The 23954-nt window shown below is 67.9% G+C and carries 21 protein-coding genes; 15 read left to right on the top strand and 6 right to left on the bottom strand.

The window, feature by feature from the left end; translation table 11 throughout:
- Positions 1–77: 77 nt before the first annotated feature.
- The 10 genes from IT371_02350 to IT371_02305 all read left to right on the top strand — a co-directional run bounded on the left by IT371_02350 (position 78) and on the right by IT371_02305 (position 10885).
- Positions 78–4046, top strand: a complete 3969-nt coding sequence (locus tag IT371_02350) for a hypothetical protein (GenBank protein ID MCC6746468.1) — start codon at positions 78–80, stop codon at positions 4044–4046.
- A gap of 339 nt (positions 4047–4385) precedes the next feature.
- Positions 4386–4808, top strand: a complete 423-nt coding sequence (locus tag IT371_02345) for a hypothetical protein (GenBank protein ID MCC6746467.1) — start codon at positions 4386–4388, stop codon at positions 4806–4808.
- Entirely contained in the window at positions 4805–5221 is a 417-nt protein-coding gene (locus IT371_02340) for a PilZ domain-containing protein (GenBank protein MCC6746466.1), read from the top strand. Before IT371_02345 ends, IT371_02340 begins: the two co-directional genes overlap by 4 nt.
- 10 nt (positions 5222–5231) lie before the next feature.
- A complete protein-coding gene (locus IT371_02335; GenBank protein ID MCC6746465.1) occupies positions 5232–5573 on the top strand; it encodes a PilZ domain-containing protein in 342 nt (113 codons plus the stop codon).
- 264 nt (positions 5574–5837) lie between these two features.
- Positions 5838–6032, top strand: a complete 195-nt coding sequence (locus IT371_02330; protein ID MCC6746464.1) for a hypothetical protein — start codon at positions 5838–5840, stop codon at positions 6030–6032.
- Between the two features lie 248 nt (positions 6033–6280).
- Positions 6281–7291 (top strand): type I glyceraldehyde-3-phosphate dehydrogenase, encoded by a 1011-nt coding sequence (gene gap / locus IT371_02325; GenBank protein MCC6746463.1) that lies wholly within the window; start codon positions 6281–6283, stop codon positions 7289–7291.
- 2 nt (positions 7292–7293) lie between these two features.
- Complete coding sequence (locus tag IT371_02320) at positions 7294–8481, top strand: phosphoglycerate kinase (GenBank protein ID MCC6746462.1); 1188 nt, start codon at positions 7294–7296, stop codon at positions 8479–8481.
- A gap of 28 nt (positions 8482–8509) precedes the next feature.
- Positions 8510–9283 (top strand): triose-phosphate isomerase, encoded by a 774-nt coding sequence (locus IT371_02315; protein MCC6746461.1) that lies wholly within the window; start codon positions 8510–8512, stop codon positions 9281–9283.
- 58 nt (positions 9284–9341) lie between these two features.
- The gene (gene secG / locus IT371_02310) at positions 9342–9965 is read left to right on the top strand and encodes a preprotein translocase subunit SecG (GenBank protein ID MCC6746460.1); all 624 of its coding nucleotides are present in this window, start codon (positions 9342–9344) and stop codon (positions 9963–9965) included.
- 41 nt (positions 9966–10006) lie between these two features.
- Positions 10007–10885 carry a diaminopimelate epimerase gene (locus IT371_02305; GenBank protein MCC6746459.1) on the top strand — a complete coding sequence of 293 codons (879 nt, stop codon included), beginning with the start codon at positions 10007–10009 and terminating at the stop codon, positions 10883–10885.
- 23 nt (positions 10886–10908) lie between these two features.
- On the opposite strand, the gene IT371_02300 is transcribed toward IT371_02305, so the two are convergent.
- The 5 genes from IT371_02300 to IT371_02280 form a co-directional block, all read right to left on the bottom strand.
- On the bottom strand, positions 10909–11505 hold the full coding sequence (locus tag IT371_02300) for an Ig-like domain-containing protein (protein ID MCC6746458.1): 597 nt from the start codon (positions 11503–11505) through the stop codon (positions 10909–10911).
- A 95-nt stretch (positions 11506–11600) separates the two neighbouring features.
- A complete protein-coding gene (locus IT371_02295) occupies positions 11601–12920 on the bottom strand; it encodes a MotA/TolQ/ExbB proton channel family protein (GenBank protein ID MCC6746457.1) in 1320 nt (439 codons plus the stop codon).
- Positions 12921–12939: 19 nt separating this feature from the next.
- On the bottom strand, positions 12940–13422 hold the full coding sequence (locus tag IT371_02290) for a biopolymer transporter ExbD (protein ID MCC6746456.1): 483 nt from the start codon (positions 13420–13422) through the stop codon (positions 12940–12942).
- A 36-nt stretch (positions 13423–13458) separates the two neighbouring features.
- Positions 13459–14106, bottom strand: coding sequence for a MotA/TolQ/ExbB proton channel family protein (locus tag IT371_02285; GenBank protein ID MCC6746455.1), 648 nt, complete (start codon positions 14104–14106; stop codon positions 13459–13461).
- Positions 14107–14188: 82 nt separating this feature from the next.
- Positions 14189–15010, bottom strand: coding sequence for a MotA/TolQ/ExbB proton channel family protein (locus tag IT371_02280; GenBank protein MCC6746454.1), 822 nt, complete (start codon positions 15008–15010; stop codon positions 14189–14191).
- A 500-nt stretch (positions 15011–15510) separates the two neighbouring features.
- Between IT371_02280 and IT371_02275 the strand changes: the two genes are divergently transcribed.
- The 5 genes from IT371_02275 to IT371_02255 all read left to right on the top strand — a co-directional run bounded on the left by IT371_02275 (position 15511) and on the right by IT371_02255 (position 22405).
- Positions 15511–16197 carry a MotA/TolQ/ExbB proton channel family protein gene (locus tag IT371_02275; protein MCC6746453.1) on the top strand — a complete coding sequence of 229 codons (687 nt, stop codon included), beginning with the start codon at positions 15511–15513 and terminating at the stop codon, positions 16195–16197.
- Complete coding sequence (locus IT371_02270) at positions 16194–16826, top strand: biopolymer transporter ExbD (GenBank protein MCC6746452.1); 633 nt, start codon at positions 16194–16196, stop codon at positions 16824–16826. The genes IT371_02275 and IT371_02270 overlap by 4 nt, the downstream gene beginning before the upstream one ends.
- A 107-nt stretch (positions 16827–16933) precedes the next feature.
- Positions 16934–17389 carry a biopolymer transporter ExbD gene (locus IT371_02265; protein ID MCC6746451.1) on the top strand — a complete coding sequence of 152 codons (456 nt, stop codon included), beginning with the start codon at positions 16934–16936 and terminating at the stop codon, positions 17387–17389.
- Positions 17390–17420: 31 nt separating this feature from the next.
- On the top strand, positions 17421–18734 hold the full coding sequence (locus IT371_02260; protein ID MCC6746450.1) for an amino acid permease: 1314 nt from the start codon (positions 17421–17423) through the stop codon (positions 18732–18734).
- Between the two features lie 62 nt (positions 18735–18796).
- Positions 18797–22405, top strand: a complete 3609-nt coding sequence (locus tag IT371_02255) for an MMPL family transporter (GenBank protein MCC6746449.1) — start codon at positions 18797–18799, stop codon at positions 22403–22405.
- Here the strand turns inward: IT371_02255 and IT371_02250 are convergent.
- Positions 22392–23930, bottom strand: a complete 1539-nt coding sequence (locus tag IT371_02250; GenBank protein ID MCC6746448.1) for a HEAT repeat domain-containing protein — start codon at positions 23928–23930, stop codon at positions 22392–22394. The genes IT371_02255 and IT371_02250 overlap by 14 nt on opposite strands.
- Between the last annotated feature and the right edge of the window lie 24 nt (positions 23931–23954).

The raw sequence follows: 23954 nt of genomic DNA, 5'->3' as shown, positions 1-23954 counted from the left end.
CCCTCCCCAGGTTTCACTTCTCCTTTCCACCGCGAACCGTGGCGGGTGGCGCGAGCTGAACGTCAAAGAGGTGCAGCATGCGCATCGCGAATCAATGGGGTAGCTCCCGGCAGCTGTTGTTCGCCCTCCTCGCGCTCGCCGCGGCGAGCTGTGGCGGCTCGTCGCAGGGTTGCAGCCTGCAGCCGATCTCGGGGGGCTTCCCGCAGGCGGAGCAGATCCCTGGCGGAATCCAGGCCCGCTTCAGCTCGGACGGGCTCGACTTCGTGGAAAAGAACAGCGGCACCCTCCTCGCGCAGGTACTCCCCCAGGGACTCAACTTCGACGTGCCGCCCACCTGCGGCCTCTCGGTGCCCGTGGTGGGCGATATGAACATCTGCGCGACGAAGAGCGGCAGTGGCCCTTGCCAGGGGAAGACGCCTCCTTGCCAGATTCAAGCCTCGCTGACCGGGGTGGCCCTCGAGCCCCAGAGCACCTCGGGCGACACGCTGCGCCTCGTCGCACGCGTTAAGGCCAGTACGCCCGCAGGAAACCCGATCACCACCTCGGGGGTGGCCTCGTGCACGATCGCGCTCGACACGACTCGGGCCGGCAAGGGGGACATGGCCTTTCAGGCCGACCTGCGCTTCAGCGTGGACCCCGTGAGCAAGCGCACCCGCATCGCGCTCAAGGAGGCGACGCTCACCGACCTCGACAACGGCGACCTCTCCGTCAACGGGGGCGCCCTCTGCTTCCTCGCCGACGTCTTCTTCAAGGGCTTCCTGATCGACCAGGTCAAGAACGCGGTCGGAAAGCTGGTGGGCCAGCTCCTCGACACGTCTCTCTGCTCGAAGTGCGACACGACCCCCTGCCCCGGTGGCGCCACCTGCGACGCAAAGACGCAGCTCTGCATGCAGGGTGCGAGCTGCGTGCAGCGCCTCGGCGTCGAGGGGCGCATGCCGCTGGCGAGCCTCCCGTCCCGGGATCCGAGCGCCCTCGACCTGCTGGCCTGGCTGGGCAGCCACGTGGGGATGCACAACAACGGGGTCACGCTCGGGCTGCTCGGCGGCGTGGCGCCCGGCACGGGTCCCGCTAGCTGCGTCAAGCCACGCCCTGAACTCCGACCCAACCCGACCACCCCTCCGCTGCCCGTCTTCGCCGGTCTCACCGGGAACACCACCCCCGAGGGGAAGCCGTTTCACCTTGGCGTGGGCATCCATCAGCGCATGCTCGACATGGCCGGTTGGAGCGCGTACACCGCCGGAACGCTCTGTCTGGAGCTCAGCACGCAAGCCATGCCGCTCCTGAATTCCGACGCCTTCAGTCTGATCATGCCATCCTTGGGCATGCTGACCGGCGGACAGTCGGCTCCCGTCAAGCTCGTCGTCCTCCCCGCCTCGCCGCCCCGCTTCAGCCTCGGCAAGGGGCAGATCGTGGATGCAGGCAACGGCAACTACACCATTGTGGATCCCCTCCTCACGATGCGCTTCGACGACCTGTCGCTCGACCTCTACGTGCTCGCGGACCAGCGCTTCGTGAGGGTCATGCGCCTCACGGCAAACGTCTCGATTCCCGTGGCGCTGGTACTCGACGCGAAGGGCCAGGTGCGACCCGTCCTCGGGGCACTGGACAAGGCCTTCGACAAGTTGAAGGTCACCGACAGCGCGCTCCTCGGTGAGACGCCGGCAGACCTCGAGGCCAAGTTCCCCGTCCTGCTCAAGCTGGCGCTGGGATTTCTCCCCGAGCTCCTCAGCAAGGGGTTCGCGCTGCCAGAGCTCGCGGGGTTGAAGATCAAGAACGCGACCTTCACGAGCACCGACGCCAACAGCGTGCTGGCGCTCTTTGGAGAGCTGGCCCCGGCGAGCGCGCCGCAGCCACCGCCCTCTCCGGCGCTGCCGGCCCCCTCGCCCCTGCCCGCGGGAGCCGAGGTGCCGCAAACGCGGCTCCGGCTGGTCCGGGTCGAGCTCCCCCGCCGGCGAGAGACGCTGCGCCTCCGCGCGCTCTCCCATCTAAAGGAGGGGCCCGAGGTGACGGTACGGGTGGACAGTCCCCACGGCCCGCAGGCCGAACTCTCCTACCGGCTGGACGGCGGCGATTGGTCGCCCTTCCTGGCTGGCACCGAGCTGCACCTGCGTAGCCCCATCCTCTTTCTCCTGGGGCGCCACCTGCTCGAGGTTCGCACCCGACCTCGCGGCGAGATCGACGCCGTCGACAGTCACCCTGCGCGCCTGGAGTTCGAGATTCGCGACCCCGCGCCCCCGGCCGTTCGGGTCGGCGTCCCGGCGCGCGCGCCGATGGCGGCGGTCGAGGAACGGGGCGGGTGCCAGGCCGTGCCAGAATCGGTGCCGTCGCGCAGCGTAGGGCTCCTCGTCGTGCTGGTGGGGCTCGTGGCCCTTGCGCGCCGATTCCGCCGTGCGGGTCGCTTCCGGGCGCTCGTGGTCCTCGCGCTACCCCTCCTGCTCGCGGGCTGTCCGAGCAGCGTCCCCGTCACCCAGGACAGCGGCCCGGCCGGGGACAGCGCGGTCCCACCCAGTTGCGGTGCCTGTTCGGCAGGGACCTACTGTTGCCAGAAAAGCGGAAAGTGCGAAAAAGAGCAGCTGTCCTGCAAACCAGGGAAAACATGCGGACCCGGCTTCACGGCGGTCGCCCCGGACGGCGCCAAGACCATGGACGAGGCGACCTGCACCGCGCTCCCCGTCGACTGCGAATGCAAGGAACTCACGCCGCTGCAGCCCGGCCTGCTCGGCCGGTTCTCGGCCCTGACGGCGGCGAAGGAGGGATTGCTGGCCAGCGCCTACGAGAGCAAGTTCGGCGACCTCGTGGTGGTGAGCGCCCCCTACGGCGACCTGACCAAACAGCAGCGAGAGCTCGTGGACGGTGTTCCTGCGGCCCAGCCGACAAACGCCCCGAGCGGCTGGCGTGGCGGCGTATCCGAGCCGGGGGACGACGTCGGGCTCTACAGCGATATCGCCCTCGCCGCCGACGGAACGGCCATCGTCGCCTACCACGACGCGACGGCGAGCGCCCTCAAGGTCGCGGCCCGGCGGGGCGGCAAGTGGACTGCACACGTGGTCGCAGCGCCCGCGGCGAGTTCGCGCGAGGTGGTCGGGCGCGCCGTCTCGCTGCTCGGCGGGGAGAAGCCCGCGGTGGCCTTCCTCGTGCTGAACGTCGAGGCCAAGAAGGGCCAGTTCCGCTCCGAGCTTCGGTGGGCCGCCGCCAAGAATGCCAGCCCGGCGGCGAAGGACGACTGGACCGTCACCGTGGTGGACAGCGCGCCCATGCCCTGCCGTAACCTCTGCGGGAGTGGCGAGGCCTGCGCGGTCGCGACCGACGGAAGCAGCGAGTGCAAAAAGAAGGACACGACCTGCAACCCGGCCTGCAGCACGACGCAGGCTTGCATCGCGGGGAAGTGCGAAACGATTCTCCCCGACCAGAAGCTCGCCGAGGTTCCGCCGGTGCTGGGGCTATGGCCCAGGGCGCTGCGAGCCGGAGCAAACGCCGTGCTCGTCTATCACGACGCGGCGCAGGGGACGCTCAAGGCCGCGCCGGTGGATGGCGCTGGCGGCGCAGCGAAGAGCGTCGTGGTAGGGGGGGGGGCAACGGACCGACAGGGCGCTTTCTGCGCCGCGGTTGCCGACTCCGGAGGAAAGACGATCCACGTCACGTTCCAGAAGGAGCCCGCTCTGACGCTTCACTACCTGACGATCGACGCGGGCACCCTGAAGCCCGGCGCGACGGAGACCGTGGACGACGGCATTCGGCCTGATGGACGACACTATGTCGGCGCAGACAGCGCCCTCGTCGTGGATGGGGCCGGCGCAGTCCGGGTCATCTACCAGGACCAGCAGAACGCAGATCTCCTGACGGCGCTTCGTACGGGGCCGGGGACCTGGACCCCGAAGACGGTCGCCGACCCTCATCTCGGGCGCCTCCTCAAGGGCGGGCCGCGCGGCTACGGCTTCTTCAGCGACCTGGCGACCTCGGGGGGGGGCCAGGTATACGGCAGCACCTTCTTCTACGACCCCACCCTGACCCAGAAGGGCGACCTGGAGTTCTTCGGCGTCAAGTAGTCCGCACCCAGTAGCCCGCCGCGTCCGAACGGCGCACGGCTCCGGACCGGATTCCGGACGCGTGGCTCGTCGTAGCCTCGGAAAGCCACGAAAGCGCGTGCTCGACGGGCAGGCACAGCCCCTGCAACTCGACCCTTCATGCCTCGCCACGCCGCGCCCCGTCCACGTCGCCGTCTATGCCTCCCCCTCTGCCTTCTAGCGCTTCTCGGAGGCTCGCCGCCTGCACGCGGCGAGGTCCGCGGGCTGCGATGGCCCGTCCGACGCGAACCGTCCCTCGACCGCTTGGCCCACGCCGCCTTCGAAGTGGCGGGACTCGGAACGGAGGAGGCGGAGCGTCGGATGCGTCGGCGCCTCGCCTGGTCTCCGCTCGTCCCGCGTTTCTCGGTGCGCTTCCTCTACGGGCAAACCCTCGGGGAGTTCTGGGAGCAAGGCGGTCCCCGACCGGCGGGACTCGAACTGAACAACCATGTTGCCCTTCGCTGGGAGATTCGGGCAACGTGGGATCTGGAACGGCTCGTATTCGACGGACGGGAGCTTCGAGTGACCGCGCTGCGACAACACCTCGTGCGACAGCGACAGGACCTGCTGGAACGGGTCGCCCGCGCATACTCCCAATGGAGGAACGTGCGGGCGCGCCTGGCCGCCGACACCGGCTCCCTCTCGGTCGACCAGAGGGACGAGCTCAAAGAAGAGCTCGCGCAGCGTCGGGCGCTGCTCGAGGTACTCACAGGTGGACTGCTCGCGCGCGAAGGCATTCCATGACCCGCCCTCCTGACCAGCGGCGCGAACGTCGTTTCGCGGTCGAGCTCCGGACCCACATCCGCAACAGCACGCCACCCCTCGAGGTCGTGACGCGCGATGTGAGTCGGGGCGGCATCTGCATGATCTGCCCCGCGCCGATCGTCGCCGGAACTCCGCTCGAGCTCGCGCTCTGCCTCGCGCTCGGACGGTCCTCCTTCTCCGAAGAGCTCGTCGTCGAAGGCCGGGCGATATGGTGCACGCCGCTCGGACCGCGCACCTTCCAGGTCGGCGCCGCCTTCGCACCGCTGTCGCCCGCGACAGAGAGCCACCTGGACATGTTTCTGCGGTTCCTGCAGCAAGAGGTAGCCCCCGACTCTCAGGCCCGGCAGGAAGCGGCCAGCCCGTTCGACGTGGACGGCGAAGACGACCTATGAGGGAGTACGCATGCCGAACCGGCGCCTGAGTTTCCGGTACGAGATCGCTGCCGCCGCGGAGATCCGACTCGATGCGGAGGAGGTGCCTGCCCAGGCGAAGAACCTGAGCCGTGGGGGCGTTGGGCTCACGATGGGCCGGCGGCTCCCCGAGGGTGCCCCGCTCGGACTGTCTCTCTTCCTCGTCGAGGATGGAGTGGAGGACGAGATCTCCTCGCCGCTCGAACTGGTGGGAGAGGTGATCTGGCAATCCGCTCATGCCGACGGGGAACACGAGGCGGGGATACGGTTCGCGGCGCTGGATACGGCCCAGTGCGAGCGCCTGGAGCGGTTCCTGTCCAGGCTGGGTTCCTGACCCCAGGCGCAGGCTGGCGAGCGACCGGAGAGCGTCAAGTGGTCGCGCCCGCCGGGTCAAGAGATCCGGTTAGATCTCCGAGGGCTGGACCGCCGCGACTGCATACCGGCCTACGCAGCGCGGGGCCACGGGCCGGTCCGGTGCGCACCGCCCTACGCACCGGGGGACCCCGCCGCCGGCGAAATCCCGAACGATCACGCACAAAGCAGCCCGTGGCATGCAGCTTGCTCACGGTCTACGGCAGTTTACCCAGGAAGGGCGCCCATGGCACCACTGCTAGCTCAAGCCAACGCTGCACCGGGCAACGATAAGGCCCTGAAGATCATTGCCCGTTCGCTCTTCAAGGAACTCAAACAGAACGGCTACGACAGCCGACAGATCGTCTCGCTGAGCACCGAGCTCATCAGCCTCGTCACCTCCGACCTTCGCGGCGAACAAAGCAACGTGAACCCCCAGTAGCCCTACCTTCGGCGCGACTCCCCCCTTTCGGCCTTCGAACCCATGGTGTGTAGGACCGGTGGCGTGTGCGCCCCGAGCACAGAGCGGAGCGGCCGCCGCACGCCTCCTGCGCGGCATGACCTCCGTAGGCTCCAGTTGCATTGGGCCCCAGGTGGGAAGTAGAGTTCTGCGCGCCAAGCGACCCAGGGCGTCCTTAATGAACCCCGAGTCGCGCGTTGCAGGTCGTCACACCTCACAGGGAGGGGACCATGGGAGTTCGCGTCGCTATTAATGGGTTCGGGCGAATCGGCCGGTGCGTGACCCGCATCTGGGCCAATGACACCACGGGCGCCGAGCTCGTCGCGGTCAATGACCTCACCGACGCCGCCACACTGGCGCACCTGCTGAAGTACGACTCCATCCATCGGCAATTCCCTGGCACCTCCGTGGCCAAGGACGGCGCCATCGTAGTCAACGGTAAGTCCGTTCAGTGTTTCGCGGAATCCGATCCGAAGAAGCTCCCGTGGAAGGATCTGAAAGTGGACGTCGTGCTCGAGTGCACCGGTCGTTTCACCAAGCGCGACGAGTGCGCGATGCACCTCGAGGCCGGCGCCCGGAAGGTCATCCTGAGCGCCCCCGCCAAGGGCGCCGTCGACGCCACGCTGTGCCTTGGGATCAATACCGCGACGTACGACCCGGAGAAGCATCACGTCATCAGCAACGCCTCCTGCACCACGAACTGCCTGGCCCCCGTGGCCAAGGTCATCCATGAGAACTTCGGTATCGAGTCCGGCCTCATGACCACGGTGCATTCGTACACCAACGACCAGCGCATCCTGGATGCACCGCACAAGGACCTCCGCCGGGCGCGTGCGGCGGCCACCTCCATGATCCCCACCAGCACCGGTGCAGCCAAGGCCATCGGGCTCGTCCTCCCGGCGCTCGTGGGCAAGCTGGACGGGATCGCTATCCGCGTTCCAACCCCCAACGTCTCGCTGGTGGACCTGACCGTCAACCTGGCGAAGCCGGCCACTCGCGACGCGATCAACGGCGCGCTGCGCGCCGCGGCGGAGAAGGAGTTCCGCGGGATCATGCTGGCGGTAGATGAGCCGCTGGTCTCGATCGACTTCCTCAGCCAGACCCATTCGTCGTGCGTCGATCTGCCCTCGACCATGGTCCAGGGCGACAAGTTCGCGAAGGTGTTCGCCTGGTACGACAACGAGATGGGCTATTCGGCCCGCCTCTGGGACATGTGCAAGCTCGTCGCGCAGAGGCTGTAGCCATGGCCATCAAGCGCGTCGACGGTCTACCGATCACAGGGAAGCGGGTCTTCTGCCGGGTGGATTTCAACGTTCCCCTGGACGACCAGCTTCGCGTAACGGACGACACGCGCGTCGTGGCCTCGCTGCCCACCATCCGCCACGTCTTGGATGCGAAGGGGAAGCTGATCCTGGCATCGCACCTCGGACGCCCGAAGGGCAAGCCGAACCCGAAGTACCGCATGGAGCCGGTGGGCGCCGTGCTGGCCAAGCACCTCGGCGACGGGTACCGCGTCCTGGCCATCGACGAAGTCGTGGGCGACGGCGCCCGGAAGCTCGTCACCGACATGCGTGAAGGCGACGTGGTGCTGCTCGAGAACCTCCGGTTCCACCCGGGCGAGGAGGCGAACGACGATGCGTTCTCGCGCCAGCTCGCCTCGCTCGCGGACGTCTACGTGAACGATGCCTTCGGCACCGCCCATCGCGCGCATGCCTCGACGGTGGGGATGGTGTCGCAGCTCGCCGCGCGCGGGGCCGGATTCCTGATGATGCAGGAGGTCGAGGCGCTCGGCCGGCTCCTGAAGGACCCGCCGCGCCCCTTCGCCGCGCTTCTCGGCGGAGCGAAGGTCGCGGACAAGATCGGCGTGCTCGAGAACCTGATCAAGCGGGTGAACGTGCTCCTCGTCGGCGGCGCCATGGCGAATACGTTCCTCAAGGCCCGGGGAGGCCTCGTCGGCGCATCGCTCGTGGAGGACGACTACCTCGACGTGGCCCGGCGGATAAGCGCCGCTGCCGAGAAGGCGGGAGTGGCGCTCCACCTCCCCGTCGACCTGGTATGCGGGACCGGACTCGACCAGCCGGCCCAGGCCACCGTCCCGGCCGGCGAGGTTTCCGGAGACCTGATGGCGCTCGACATCGGGCCGAAGACGCGCAGTCTCTTCGAAGCGCAGCTCGGACAGGCCAAGGCCATCTTCTGGAACGGGCCGATGGGCGTCTTCGAGCGCCCCGCCTACGCAGAGGGAACGCTGGCCATGGCGAAGGCAGTGGCGGCGAGCGGCGCCTTCAGCGTCGTGGGCGGCGGCGACTCGGTGGCTGCGGTTCAGCAGAGCGGGCTCGCCCCCCGGATTACGCACATTTCTACCGGTGGAGGTGCTTCCCTCGAGTTCATCGAGGGGAAGGCGCTGCCCGGAATCACGGCCCTCGAGAGCTAGGCGCGACACTCGAAGACGCGGACAAAGCATGGCCCTGAGCAAGCGGCGGCCGATCATCATCGGCAACTGGAAGCTGAACAAGACCGTCGCGCAGGCGCTCGAGCTGGCGTCTTCGATACGTAACGTCCTCGGAGGTCTCTCTGCCGACCTGGAGGTCGGCATCGCCCCACCGTTCACGGCCCTGTCGGCCGTGGCGCGTCGGGTCGAGGGGTCCCGGCTGATCGTGGCGGCGCAGAACTGCCATCACGCCGACGAAGGAGCCTTCACCGGCGAGGTCTCGGCCCCGCTACTCGCTGACGTAGGGTGCACGCACGTCATCGTGGGCCACTCCGAACGGCGGCAGCTCTTCGGAGAGGACGACGGAACCGTCAACAACAAGGTCCACGCCGTGCTGCGGAGCAGCCTCGTGCCCGTGCTCTGCGTGGGCGAGCTGCTCTCCGAACGGGAGGCGGGCCGGACCTTCGACGTCGTGTCGCGGCAGCTCGAAGGGGCGCTCGCCGGCGTCTCGCGCGAGGCGGGCGCGTCGGTGGTGGTGGCTTACGAGCCGGTGTGGGCCATCGGAACCGGAAAGGTCGCTTCGACGGCCCAGGCGCAGGAGGTCCACGGCTTCCTGCGAACTCGGCTCGCGACGCTCTTTGGGGCCGAAACGGCCGAACGGATCCGCCTCCAGTACGGCGGGAGCGTGAAACCGGACAACGTTCAGGGCCTGATGGCCCAGCCGGACATCGACGGGGCCCTCGTCGGGGGGGCGAGCCTGCAGGCCGAGTCCTTCATCGAGATCTTGAAATACACCAGGGAATGAACTACACCCCACCGGCTGTTCCGCCTCGACGCGAGCAGGCAGGGGAAACGGACGATCGATGTTTACGCTCATCACAATCCTTCACGTGATCATCTGTGTGTTCCTCATCCTCGTCATCCTGCTTCAGGCCGGCAAGGGAGCCGGGATGGGGATCGGCATCCTCGGCGGCGCCAGCCAGACCGTCTTCGGCGGCCGCGGGGCAGGCACCTTCCTCGGCAAGATGACGGCCACCATGGCGGTGCTCTTCATGCTCACCTCCATGAGCCTGGCCTGGAAAGCCAGCCAGCAGGAAGACGTCGTGCTCAAGAAGCGCGCCGAGGAGAAGGCCAAGCGCGACAAGGACCGCAAGGACAAGGAAAAGAAGCTCCAGGAGGCGGCCAAGAAGGCCGCCGAGAAGGTGAGTTCGTCCAAGGCGCCCGTGCCGGCCAAGGCCCCTGCCGCGGTATCCGCCCCCGGCGGAGCGCCCTCTCCTGCCCCGACCAAGGCCCCTGCCGCGGTGCCCGCGCCCTCGAAGGCCCCGGCCCCCGCCGCGGAGGGCGCGGACAAGGCGGCGGTCCCGGCGCCTCCCGCAAAGAAGCCTGCGGCCAAGAAGCCGGCCGCCGACAAGCCGGCCGCCGACAAGCCCGCCGCCGACAAGCCGGCTGCAGACAAGCCGGCCGCAGACAAGCCGGCCGACGAGTAGGACCTCCCGCTCCGGGCGCCAGGGTAAAGCCGATCATGCGCGTGCCCTTCCGCAAGCTCCACGGTCTAGGAAACGACTTCATCGTCGTGGACGGCCTCAGCCGCTCCGCCCCCGTGGATCTCCTCACGGCGCGCGAGACCGCCGTCCGGCTCTGCGACCGCCACCGCGGCATCGGCGCCGACGGCGTCCTCCTCGTGCTGGCCTCCCCGTCTCCGGACGCCCTGGCGCAGATGCGGGTCATCAACTCCGACGGAAGCGAGTCGGAGATGTGCGGCAACGGCATTCGCTGCGTGGCCAAGCTGCTCCATGACCACCTGGAAGGCTTCCGCCACCTATCCGAGATCCCTATCCTCACGGGAGCCGGGGTGCTGCGGTGCGCCCTCACGCGCGGGGACGACGGGCTCGTGCGGTCGGTGCGCGTAGACATGGGACGCCCCGGCCTCGAGGCACGGGAGCTCCCGATGCAGGCCGAGGGTCGCTTCGTGGACCAGCCCATTCAGGTGGGCGACACGACCCTCCGCGCCACCGCCGTCAGCATGGGCAACCCGCACCTCGTGACCTTCGCGGAAGCGACGGCCGACGTGACGGCCCTCGCCGCCGCCCTCGGGCCGAGCCTCGAGCGTCACCCCCGATTCCCGCAGCGAACCAACGTGGAGTTCGCACGGCCTGCCGCGAACCGCGAAGGGTTGGATCTCGCCGTCTGGGAGCGGGGCTGCGGCCTCACCCTCGCGTGCGGCACCGGCGCCTGCGCCACGGCCGTGGCTGCCACCGTGACGGGCCGACATCCCGCAGGTCGCCCGCTCCCCATTCACCTGCCCGGGGGGACGCTCGACATTCTGGTCGCCGAGGATCTGTCCCGCGTCTGGATGGAGGGCCCGGCGACGATGGTCTTCGAGGGCGAGGTTCAGGTCGCGGACTGAGCCCTCTTCCTCCCGACGGGCGCCTACTGCGAGAGGGTCCCGTCTTCCTGCAACCGCTCGTGCTTCACCGTCAGCTTGGTGGTCCCCTTCACTCCCGCAGCCTCGGCCGTGATGGTGACCTCGCCCTCCTTCACCGTCTTCACCGTCCCCTTGTCGTCGATGGAGGCGACGCTCGGGTCGCTGCTCGCCCACCGTATCCCCCCGCCAAACATGGCCTGGTCTTGGTCGTTCAGGACCGTGGCCTTGAACGCGCGGCGCACGCCGACCATCAACACGGGCGCTTCGGGGTCGATCTCGACGCGCTTGGGGATCTGCACCACCACTGGCACTTCCTTGGTCACCTCGCCCGCCTGGACGAGCAGTTTCCCGCTCCCCGAGCGCAGGGCCTCCATCTGCCCCTTGTCGTCCACCGCGAAGAGCGTGGGATTCAAGCTGCGGTAGACCACCGCCTGCGCGGGCATGACGTTGCCCTCCTTGTCCTTCACGGTGGCCTTCGCCTGGACTCGTCCTCCTCGGCCACCGAGCACCGGCTGGTCCGGAGTGACCTCGATGGACGAGGGTTTGGCAGCACAGCTCGCGAGAGCGAGGAGGGCAGAGAGCAGGAGCGCGCGTCGCTTCATGGTTCTTGGCGTCTCGGTGCGAGGGTTGCTGGACGGGACTGCGGTGCTGTCAGCCGCGCGGCAGGCGGCGGCCCCGTGGGGGCGTCGGGCAGGTACTACTCGGCGGCGGCTTCGCCCCCCCCGCCCTTCGCCTTCTGCGTCACGGCGAACATGAGGTTCGTATAGCCGGCGATGCCCGCCGTATACATCACCTTCTTGATGATCTTGAAGTCCACGTTCTGGTCCACCTGGAGGATGAGATCGCCGTTGAAGCTCTCGCTCGGGTGGGTGACCTTCCAGTTGTTCTTGAACACCTCCAGCTGTTCCTTGAGGCGCGAGATGTTCCAGTCCGGGCTGTCGTCATCGAGGAGCTCCTTCGCCGTCGAGACGGCGTTACCCTCGAGGATCACGACCCCGCCGGAGGGATCATCCTTCGGGAAGGAGACGGCCACGACGGGGGCGCGCTGGATCGCGTCCACCTTCTCGGCGAAGGGGAGCTTGATGTCCTTGGCCACGCGCCCGAGCTCGCCGGTGGCGGAGAAGCTCATCAGCAGGAAGATCACCATCACGATGAACATGTCGATGAGCGGCGTGAGCTGGAGGTTGGCGAAGGTCGATTTCCGTCCCCGACCGTGCGAACCGTGACCGCCGCCCTTGTGTAGACCGACGCTGCCGAGGAGGTGCGCCGCAGGCGGGTGAATCATGTGCGCCTCGGCGTGGGCCGGGGAATGCGCCCCCTGCTGCCGCGCCGCCTGCTTCCACATCCGGAAGGCCTTGAGAGAAAGGTGGTTGATCTCATCGAGCAGGCCCTGGGTCTTCCCGTTCAGCACGGAGAAGAAGAAGAGGGCCGAGATGCCGCTCAGCAGTCCGAAGGCCGTGCAGTTCATGGCCTCGGAGATACCGGCGGCGAGCATCGTGGCCTTCTCGCCGACTCCGGTCTTCGAGACCGCGCTGAAGGAGTGGATGAGTCCGATGATCGTGCCGAAGAGGCCCATCAGCGTCGCCACGTTGCCCATCAGGGCCAGGTAGCCGGTGCGGATCTCCAGCTTCGGAAGCTCGCCGTACGCCACCTCGTCCATGGCGTTCTTGACCTTCTTCTCACCGAGGGCGCTCGCGCGCAGGCCGGCCGCCACGATGCGCGAGAGCGGCTTGTCCACCTGCTCGCAGTACTGGACCGCACCGTTGATGTTTCCCGACGAGAGGAGACCCTGCAGGGTGCTATTGAACTCCTGCGCGTTGAGCGACCCGCGAACGAGCACGATCGCCCGGTCTAGCGCCAACCACGCGCTGACAAGGAAGCTGAAGAGGATGGGACGCATGCCCCAGCGACCACCCTCGAAGGCCTCGCGGAGAAAGGTCGGCAGCACGTTGAACGGCAGGAAGATCGAAATCAGCGCCGCCACAACGACTACGATGATGCCCGTCGCCTTGCCCATCAGGGTCTCTCCTTGCGCCCTACAGCGCCGCCGATGCGTCGCTGACGCGGATGTCGGTGAAGTGCTGGTTCAGGGCCACATCCATGGCGCGGATGATGTGCTGGTACTTGACGCCGTCCTCGACGGCCACGGTCAGGTCGTTCTTCTCCGGCCGCTGGACCTTGATCTCTCGGAGCTGCTTGCCGAGCTTCTCGGTGTCGTAGAGCTCGCCTTGCTTGGGGATCACCAGACGCTCGGCGCCCGCCGTGATGGTGTACCCGTCGTCCCCTACGAGGAGCACGACCTTGACCTGAATTTCCTGCGGCTTCTCTTCCACCTTCTCGGCCGCCGATCCCTTCTTGTTCTGGCTCACCTTGATGCGAGCCATCTGCGACCAGACGGCGGTGATCAGAAGGAAGCAGATACAGCAGACCAGCAGGTCGATGAAGGGAACCAGGTTGAGCTCGGCGTCGAGGGGCTTCTTGCCGCCTTTTCCGCCGCCAGTATCAATTGAAACGCCCATTTCGCCCTCGTTGTGTGGTGGGCCCCGGGGATCTTGCTACATCGCCGGCGGAGCGGCCTGGCGCGAGCCACTGATCAGGTTCATCACCTGCGCCGACACCTCGTTGATGTCGTCGATGCGCGACTGCGTCATGCCGTTCAGCACGGAGAAGGCCAGCAGCGAGACGATGCCGACCAGCAGACCGAAGGCGGTGCAATTCATGGCCTCGGAGATACCCTTGGCGAGCAGCGTGGCTTTCTGCGAGGGGTCGATGCCGGCGACGCCGGCGAACGACTTGATGAGACCCACGATCGTCCCGAGGAGTCCCATCAGGGTCGCCACGTTGCCGATCATGGCCAGGTAACCGGTCCGCTTCTCGATGAGCGGCATCTCGCGCAGCGACATCTCGTCCATGGCCGCCTGAACCTCGGCGTCGGACTTGTTGATGCGCATGAGCCCCGCCTGGATGATGCGGGTCATCGGCTTGGAGGTGCCGCTACACACCTTGATCGCCTGCGCCACGTTTCCCTGGGCGATGAGCTTCTGCATCAGCCCCATGAACTGGCGCTTATCGATCCCGGCCCGGATAAGATACACGGTGCGGTCGATGATGAGTCCCACGGCGAAGACGGAAAGGATGAGGATCGGCCACATCCCCCAACCGCCTTCCTTGAACGCCTCATTGATGACCTGAATGAAGCCCATGTTCTGAAACCTCCTGGCCTGCCGGCCACGTCGAATGTCGTTCGCTACCTGCCCGATCCGGATGGCGTGCCTTCGTGCACCCCTAGGCCTTCAGCGCCTTCCGGTGGCTCACAGCGAGATTGAGGATTTGCGTTACGCCGTCGTTGATGTCGTCGAGCAGGTGCTGCGTTCTGCCGTTGAGGACGGAATAGGCCAAGAGGGCCAGGATACCGACGAAGAGGCCGAAGGCCGTGCAGTTCATGGCCTCACTGATCCCCTTGGCCAGAATGGTGGCCTTGTTTTGCTTGATGCAGGCCACGAGGGCCTTCCCGCTCGCGCCCTGACACGCCGGAACGAGGTGCGCGTACTGCTGGGCCCTCGCCTGCGATGCCGGGTCATTCTCGTTCTCGAGCGAGACGCCCGCGAAGGAGGTGATGAGACCGATGATGGTGCCGAGCAGACCGAGCAGCGTGGCGATGTTTCCCATCATGGCCAGGTAGCCCGTGCGCTTCTCGATCCGGGGGAGCTCGTAGAGCGCCGCCTCGTCCACCGCCTCCTGCACCTCGTCATTCGTCTGCCGCAGGTTCGACAGGCCCGCGCCGACGATGTGCGCCATCGGCGTCCCGGCCTGGCGGCAGTACGAGACCGCGGACGCCACGTCTCCGGCCATGAGGTGCTTCTGCACCTCGGCCACGAGCTCCCTGCGGTGGCTCGTAACCCGGAAGTACAGGTACCGCACGCGGTCCACGGTCAAGATGATGAAGAGCAGCGCCGTGGCGAGGATGGGCCACATCCCCCACCCGCCCAGCTTGAAGAACTCGGTAACGGCGCGGAGGAAGAAACCGACGCCGAGCCACACCACCACGAACCCGATGAACAGACCGACCTTCAACCCGACGGGGGTAGTCTTCACCTCTTCCTGCATGCCGTCCTCTCCTCGATCCTTTGGCGACTAGCGATCGGCGCTACGCACCGAGCGACGAGCACCAGGCCTCGCGCGAAACCCTATCGGCAGAGGTCTGTCGTAGGGTCGTAGATGGCGCGGAGCAAGATTCGTACCGACGGTGTCGTATGTGGGAACGGGAGATTGGCCCCGTCCCAGGCGCAGCGCATGTGGCGGCTTGCCCCAGTCTGGGTGAGAATGCCACATTCATTCCGCCTCCCGGCCGAGCGGAGATCTACGTTGCCTGACGGCCCGTGCGCCGCGCCGAGGCCGAGAGGACTGCCACGGCGAAGCCCGGCGGCGCGGGGTGACCGCGCAATTCCTTTACTGACCAGAACCCTTATGGTAGACACGTTGGGTCCGTTCAGACGTCAGGGCCACTGACTCGACTCGAGCCACCATCGCAATAGGCTGTCGAAACACAGCGCGGGTGTTCGCGGGGCGTGTCGCGTTGCGGATAGAGCTAGCGGAGGCGCCATAGCATGCAAGGACTTGCGAAGTTCATCAGCCACGGCGGTTTCTTCATGTACGTCAACGCGGTGTGTCTCATCACCGTGTTGGCCGTCGTTGTCGAACGCTTCATCTTTTTGCTCTTCAAGGGACAGATCAACGCGAAGGGCCTCCTCGAGCAGCTTCGAAAGCTGATTCAGGCGAACAACGTAGACCGCGCCATCAGGCTATGCGGCTCGACGAACGCGCCGCTGCTGCGCGTGGCGAAGGCCGGCTTGGTCCAGGTGCATCGCGGCGAGGAAGCGATCGCCACCTCGGTGGAAGAGGCGCTGGTGGAAACCACTCCGGACGTGAAGAAGCGCATCCCGTCCCTGTGGTCGCTCGCCAACATCGCCACGCTGGTCGGCCTCCTCGGCACGGTGCTCGGTCTCATCAAGTCCTTCGCGGCCGTGGCGGCGCAGGACCCGGCGAAGCAGAAGGAGGAACTCGCGAAAGGTATCTCCGAGGCCCTTCACCACACGGCCCTCGGTCTATCGATCGCCGTGACCGCCATCATCTTCCATCTGATTCTCACCGGCATGGCCAAGAAGGTGGTCGCCGATCTTGAGCTCTTCTCCATGAAGCTCGAGAACTTCCTCGTGACGCAGGTCCGCGGCGGTGGAGTCGCGGCGCCAGCGCCGGCTCCGGGCCCGGGTCCGGTCGCGGGGGCGAAGAAGTGAGCGCCGCCAACACGGCGATGGCCAAGGTTCGAGCCCGCATTCGCCGCGAGATCGCGGCAGCGGAGGAGTCCGAGCACGAAGGGGGCGAGATCAACCTCGTTCCCTATCTCGACATCATCACCAATACGGTGATCTTCATGTTGGCCACCACGGCGCTCAGCATCACCCTGGCCAACATCAACGTCGCGGCCCCACGTTACGCAGAGCCCGCGGCGGGGGCTGCATCGGCCGAAGACGACGACACGCCCAAGCTGAACCTCACCGTGGCCGTCACGGACACGGGGTTTCGCATCGGTGGCAGCGGTGGCATCTTGCCGCTGATTCCCTGCAAGGGGGCGCTCGTGAAGGGGCGCTGCCCGGCGGCCCCCGTGACGCGCGCGAACGACCGCGGGGATACGGAGCTCGTGTTCGTCGACCAGTACGACTACCAGGGGCTGGCCAAGAAGATCGCCGACGTGAAGAAGAAGTGGGTCGCGGAGCGGCAGGCGGTCCTCACCGCGGACCGTGCGATCCCGTATCAGGTCGTCGTGAAGACCATGGACACGCTGCGCGGGCGGTCGACCAAGAAGTGCACGGGAGACGACGGGTGCATGTTTGACCAGGTGATCCTCAGCGCGGGGGTCCAGTAGCGATGCTTTCTCCGCGCGTTGCAGCCCGCAAGAAGTACCGAGAGCTTCGGCGACAGATTCCAGAGGGAGAGGAGGTCTCCCATCTGAACATCACGCCAATGATGGACATGATGACCATCCTGCTCATCTTCTTCCTCAAGAACTTCGCGGTCAGCGTGGAGAACGTGACGCTGAGCGAGGACATGCTGCTGCCTCGTTCGAATTCCCAGGTGGAACCCCACAAGGCCGTTCAGATCACCATCACCAAGAAGGCGGTGATGGTCGAGGCCGGCGACCGCGACGAGACCGTGGCCGCCGTGAAGCGCGGCGAGGTGGATGCGTCCATCAAGCGCGACGGGCAGAGCGGCTACGTCATCAACCCCCTCCTCGCGATCTTGCAGAAGCACGCCACCCGCCTGAAGAAGATCGAGGCCAGGACCCGGGGCAAGATGAAGTTCGAGGGCGAGGTCGTCGTGGTGGCCGATCAGATGACCCCGTATCGCCTCGTGAGCGAAGTCCTCTACACCGCCGGGCAGGCTGAATTCGGCAAGTATCGCCTGATGGTGCTGAAGGTCGGCGACTAGCGCGTCGACGAGCCCGCCGGCTCGCATCTCCGTGGAGCCCCCCAAGCGTCAGCTCTCGCTCTTCGACCTCCTCTGTCTCGGGGTCAACGCCATCGTCGGCTCGGGGATCTACGCCTTCCCCGGGCTTCTCGCGCAGCTCCTTGGCCCCGGCGCGGTGCTGGCTTTCGCCGGGTGCGGCGTGGTGAGCCTGCTCATCGGTCTTTGCTTCGCCGAGGCTGCGGGGCTCTTCGACCGCTCCGGGGGCCCCACCGTCTACGCGCGCGCCGCCTTCGGGCCGCTCGTCGGCTACCTCGTGGGATGGACCTGCTGGGCGGCAGCGGTCCTGAGCTGGGCCGCGGTGACACGGGCCCTCGTCCCCTACCTGGCCGAGCTCGTCCCGAGCCTGCGCCACCCCGCCCTGGGAGCGATCGGCGCGGCCGCCGTCACGCTCGCCCTCGGCGCGATCAACTACCTCGGAGTGAAACCCGGGGCCTACGCCATGGAGCTCCTCACGGTGGCCAAGCTCGTGCCCCTGGGAGTGCTCGCGGCGCTCGGCCTCGTGCGCGCCGAACGCCAGCGCCTGCGTCCCTTCCTTCCCCACGGCCTCCGCCCGCTGCCGCGTGGCATCTTCCTCGTCTTCTTCGCCTTCCAGGGCTTCGAGGTAGTCCCCGTTCCCGCGGGGGAGACCGCTCGCCCGAGGCGCTACGCGCCGATCGCCGTCCTCGGATCCCTGGCCCTCGCGACGGCTCTCTACATGGCGATCCAGCTGGCGGCCTCCGGGACCACCGAGAACCTGGCGGGCTCGAAGGAGCCGCTCGCGCTGATGGGGCGCGCGCTCCTCGGCACGGTCGGCGGCCAGATGGTCTCTGCCGCGGCGGTCGTCTCCATGCTCGGCTTCTGCGCCGGAGTAGCGCTCGCGAGTCCGCGCTACCTCGAGGCCCTCGCTACCGACGGTCACCTCCCGACAGCGCTCTGCGCGCGGCACCCGCGCCACGGGACGCCGCACCGCGCGATCCTCGTGACGAGCGGGGTCGTCGCGCTGCTCGTGCTCTTCCTGGACTTCGCGCGCCTCGTCGACCTGTCGGTGCTGACGGTAGGGGTGCAGTACCTAGCCACGTGCGCTGCCGTGCCGATGCTGCGAAAACGTCTTCCGAGTCAGCCTCGGGCCTTTCACCTTCCCGGCGGCGCCACGATCCCCCTATTGGCCACGATCGTGCTCGTTTCGCTCTTCGGCCTCCAGCTCACGCAGACCGACGGCGGCCTCCGTATCGTCCTCAGCTTCTGCGGCATCGTGGCCCTCGGCGGCATCCCCTGGCTGCTCTTCCGCAAGAAGCCGCCCGGCGGGCCGGACGCTCCCCCCCGATGACCCGCCGGAACGGGGCATACCGTCGACGAAGCCGCCACGGGTGACGTAGACTGCCGCCCGCCATGAGCGACCGAGGAGAGCGCCGCACGATCTACGAGCGACTGACGAACGGCGCGCTCCGCCTGAGCCGGCGGCATCGCCTCGTCACCCTCCTGGCGCTCGGCCTCACCTGCTGGGCCCTGCTCACCGCCAGACGCCTCTCCTTCAACACCGACCTCGCCGCGCTGCTACCCGAGGACCACCCCGATCTGAAGGCGCTCCGGCGCGTGCAGGAGGTCTCCGGGGGCGAGACGGGCTTCATGGTCTTGCTCAACAAGAACTACCTCTTCGCGGTGAGCGACGACGGCACGGCGCACCGCTACGACGGGCGGCGGTGGCATCGCGACGCGCTCGGCGTGCCGCTCCACGCGGTACACGGCGCCTCCCCCCTCGACGTCGCCGCAGGAGGCGCGCGAGGCGCGGTGTTCCTCTGGAACGGATCGCGCTGGACCGAGGAACGTGCGGGCCACGCGACGGTCCGCGGCCTCTGGGGCACCCACGCCAAGCAGCTCTGGGCTGTCGGGGACGGAGGCGCAGCGTGGCATCGCGACAGTCAGGGGTGGCGGCCTCACGCCACCGGCACGCGGCATCACCTTCGAGCGGTGACGGGCCTCGCGCCAAGCGAGGTCTACGCCGTCGGAGATGGCGGCACCATCCTGCGCTTCGAGAGCGGGCGCTGGTCGCGCGAGGAGAGCGGCACGCAGGTGGACCTGCACGGGGTCTCGGTAGCGGCGGACGGCACCGCCTTCGCAGTCGGCGGAAACGGCCTCTGGCTGACCCGCGACCGGACCGGAGGGTGGCGCCGCCTGAAGACGCCGGCGACGGTCACGCTCCGCGCGATCTGGGCCAGCTCGGCCGAGCGCGCCTGGGCTGTCGGAGATCGCGGCACCATCCTCGGCTACGACGGCGACGCCGTTCGCGCCGAGCACTTCGGCCTCCCCAACCAGCTCCTCGGTGCGTCCGGCGCGGGGGAAGACCTCGCGTGGACCGTGGGCGAGAGCTGCGCCATCGTGCGACGGCTGGAGGTCTGGCGCGCCGGTCCCGCCGACGATCCGCGCACCCCTCTCCCGCCCTGCACCAGCCGCCTGACGGCGGTCTTTCGCCCCGCCCCGCAGCTCGACCCCGTCTTCGCCCGCCTCCCGGCGCTCGCCGCGGCCCTCGAGCGGTTGCCGCTGGTGAGCCGCGTGGACTACCGCAAGCCGGTCCAGTTCTTCTCCGACCGCGCACTCTACTGGGCCAGCCCCGAGGAGCTACAGGAGGTCGCGGACCTCCTCGAGGAGACCCTCGATCGCGAAGCGGCAGGACAGAGCGGGCTCTACGTCGAGGTCGACGAACGGGACCAGAGCCGTCGTCGCGAACGCCTTAAGACCCTCTTCGGTCAGCACGCCGAGCTCGTATCGCGCTTCGGTCGCAGCGAATGGTACCTGCACCCGGACCAGGCCTCGGTGGGACTTGCCATCTTCCCCAAGCAGGGCTCCGCCGACGTGGTCAGCCTATCTCGGCTGCAGCGAGACATCGAGGGCGTCATCGCCCGCGAGAATCTGTCGCAGGTCGACGCCGCCCTCCGCGTCGAGATCAGTGGGGACGCGCCGAACAAGATCAAGGAGCTCGGGGCCGCCACGCGGGACATCCTCGGGGTGACCTGGCCCGCCATCGCGGGGATCCTGCTCCTCATCGCGCTCTACGTGCGAAGCGGTCTGGGGATGCTCGTCACCTTCGTCCCCCTGGCGCTGAGCGTAGCCTGGACCGCCGGGGTCACAACCGTGGCTTTCGGCGCGCTCAACGCGGTCACGGGCTATCTCTTCGCTGTCGTTTTCGGCCTCGGGATCGACTACGGCCTCCAGCTCTACGGCCGCTACGTGGAGGAGCGCAGCGCCGGCCTCTCCGTCGAGGAGGCGATCGATCGCACGGTCGCCGAGACGGGACGCGCCATCCTCACCTCGTCCAGCAACACCGCGGCTGCGCTCTACACCCTCTGTCTGATGGACTTCAAGGGATTCTCGGAGTTCGGCTTCATCGCCGGCACGGGCATCCTGCTCTCCCTTTTCGCCTATCTCGTCCTACTGCCGGCGCTGCTCCGCTTCGGCGAGGGCACGCGCCTGCTGCGCCTCCCCGCGCGGACGCTCCGCCCGCCCCTGTTGCGAGCCTCCTTCCTCGGGCGCGTGATGCAGCGCTGGTCGCGGCCCATCCTGCTGGTCTCCGGCGCGGCGACCCTTTTCGGGGCGTGGGGACTCTTCCGCCTCAACTTCGAATACGACCAGAACGTCCTCCGCCCCGTGCAGCCCTACGACGAGGTCCAGGACCGTTCGGCCCAATCCTTCGGCGAGTCCTTCACGCCGACGCTCCTCCGCGCCGCGAGCCGCCACGAGCTGGTCGCGGCCCTCGACGCGATAGAGCGCCGCCGAGCCGAGCTCGGGTCACGGAGCGCCGTGCGCCGCACTGTCTCCATCCTCGACCTCGTGCCGACGCGCCAGCCGGAGAAGCGCGCGCTCCTGGACCGCATCGGCAAGCTCCTCAGGGACTCGCGGTGGCGCCTCGTGGACGAGAAGACCAAGCGGCGGGTGAAGCTGGAGTCGCTGCGCCAGCGGACGGGCGCCAAGCCCTTCGACGTGGCGGAGCTCCCCGAAGGCGTCCGCCGGATCTTTCGCGGGCCCGGCTTCGGAGACGCCTGGGTCGCCATGGTCTACTACGGCGTGAACCTTAGCGACACCCGCGAGGCACGCCGCTTCAAGCAGCAGGTCGGCACCATCACCGGCACGCCGTGGGTCCACGTGGGGAGCATCCTTCCGCCCGGCGCGCGCGCCGTCGCCGAGCAGCGGCGACTGGTGGTCGCTTGCCCGCCCACCGACAGCCGGTGCGCCGACGTCGTCGCCAAGCGACTCAGGGACTTCGCCGTGCGCGGGCAGCGCGTCTTCGACCCCGTCCTTCTCCGCGACGAGGCGGAGGAGCGAGGGCTCGCGGTGCCCGGGGGCCTTGGGGGGGACGTCCTGGCGATCGCGCGACCGGGATGGCTCCCCCGAGCCGAGCCCGCGACGCCCGCGGTCGTTCCGTCGGGGACCTTCCACGTCGCGAGCGGAGAGCTCGTCCTCACCGAGGTCGTAGACCTGCTCCTCCGGGAGGGGTGGTGGGCCATCCTGCTCTCGATGCTGGTCGTCCTTGGGAGCTGCTGGTTCGACTTCCGCAGCGTCTGGACCACGCTCCTCGCCGGACTTCCGCTGCTACTGGGCTTCCTCTGGACCTTCGGGCTCATGCATTTTCTGGGCATGCGCATCAACATCTACAACTTCGTCGTCCTGCCCGCCCTCCTCGGCATCGGCGAGGACTACGGAGTGCACTACCTCCACCGCTACCACGAGCGCGGGGCGGGGGGCGTGGGGGCCGTCCAGCGCAGCCTCTTTCGCGTGATCTTCTATTGCGCGGCGACGACCGTGCTCGGCTTCGGCAACATGGCCTTCGCCAGCCACCCGGGGCTGCGATCGCTGGGCCTCCTGGCCATCATAGGGCTGTGCGCGATCTTCATCGCTGGGACGTTCACGCTCCCGGCGCTGCTCCAGGAGACCGAACGGGCCCGGGCGCGGCGGGAGCCGCCTCCCGGCGAGAGGGACGACCGGCGGCGGGCTACTTCTTCTTGATCAAGGCCACGGCCATCTTGTCGTGCGTGGCGAGGTCCGCCCCCAGAAACTTCACCGGACGCTTGCTGTCCTTCGCGGCCAGCTCCTCCAGCATGGCGATGAGCTGCGTGTCCTTGCCGTTGCCGATGCGCATCGCCGACTGCAGGAAGAAGAGCCGCAGGATGGGCTCGCGCACCGGGAGGGCCTTGACCAGGTCCGCCAGCGCCTTGCGCCCGTCGGGCAGGATCCCGATCATGATCCCCGCCTTTTCGCGTTGCGCGAGCGACAGCTTCTCGTCGGTCACCTTCTTCCCGTAGCACGCCGCGTCGTCCTGACACTCGAGCGCCACCTGCACGCGCTCGAGGGCCTCCTTGAAGGTGCCGACCACCCGAGGATCGCCCTTGATCTTGTCGTCGGCGATCATGGCCTTGATCTTGGCCACGCCCTGCCCGGCCTCCTTGCCCACGATGCGGCTGTAGGCCATGGCGCACGCCTCGCGCAGGTTGCTGTAGCCGCCCTCGACGTACCCCTTCTCGGCGACCTCCAGGAGCGGGGCGATGGCCTTCTTCGAGCCGAGCACCGTGAGAGCCTGCGCCGCCTGCTGACGGATCTTGTAGTCGACCTTGCCGTTCAGCAGCAGCTTCACGAGCGGCTCCACGGCTCGCTCGTCCCCGATCTTCCCCAGCCCCTCGATGACGCCGGCCACCTTCGTTTCCGTCGGGCTCGCCTTGCCGAGCTGCTCGAGCAAGGCAGGAACGGCGTCCTTGGCGCCCAGGTCACCGAGCACGATCGCCGTCTTGTTGAGAACGACCCCGTCGGCGAACTTGAGCTCCTTGGCCATCCCCTCGAGAGCCCTGTCCTTGCCTTGCATGGCCTCGAGGAGAGGCTTCACCGCCGGCTGTCCGATCCGCACCAGCGCCACGCGGGCCATGGGGAACGAGGTCCCCTGGAGCGTGCTGGAGGTGAAGAGCGCGCGGATGAGCACCGGGACCGCTTGGGGGTCCCCGAGCTCGCCCAGGGCCTCCGCCGCCTTCTTGTTGAGCAGGAAGTCCTGCTGCTCGGGGCGTCGCTCGAGGGTCTTGATGAGCGCTCCCACCGCGCGCTTGTCGCCGAGCTGGGCCAGCGCCTCGATGGCCGCAAGCTTCGCGAGGTTGGCGCGCGACCGGATGCTGATCGCCTTGTCCAGCACCTTCGTGAGCGGCTCGACCGCCTCGGTGGCCTTCATCTCCGCCAGCGTCGCGGCGGCGAGCGTCGCGTTGTGATACTTGTCCTCGGTGAACTCGAGGGCCGCGATGAGGGTCGGGATGGCGCGCTTGTCCTTGAAGGAGATGATCGCTTTGAGGATCGTGGGGCTCTCGAAGTCCTTGTAGAGCTCGCACAGCGGAGGCACGGCGGCGGGGTCTCCGATCCGCTGGAGCTCCTTGATCGCCTGCGTGGCGTACTCCGGATCCCGCAATCGCTTGATCCAGGTTTGGGGGTTATTGGGGTCGTTGCAGGCCGCGAGCCCGAAGCTCAGGCCCAGCGCAATCAGTGCTACCCTCGACATCGGTTCCTCCCGCGCACGAATCCG

This window comes from Deltaproteobacteria bacterium (assembly GCA_020848905.1).
Taxonomy (GTDB): domain Bacteria; phylum Myxococcota_A; class Polyangia.
The sequence above is the reverse complement of the archived record's forward strand: the minus strand, read 5'-3'. Positions and strand labels throughout refer to the sequence as shown.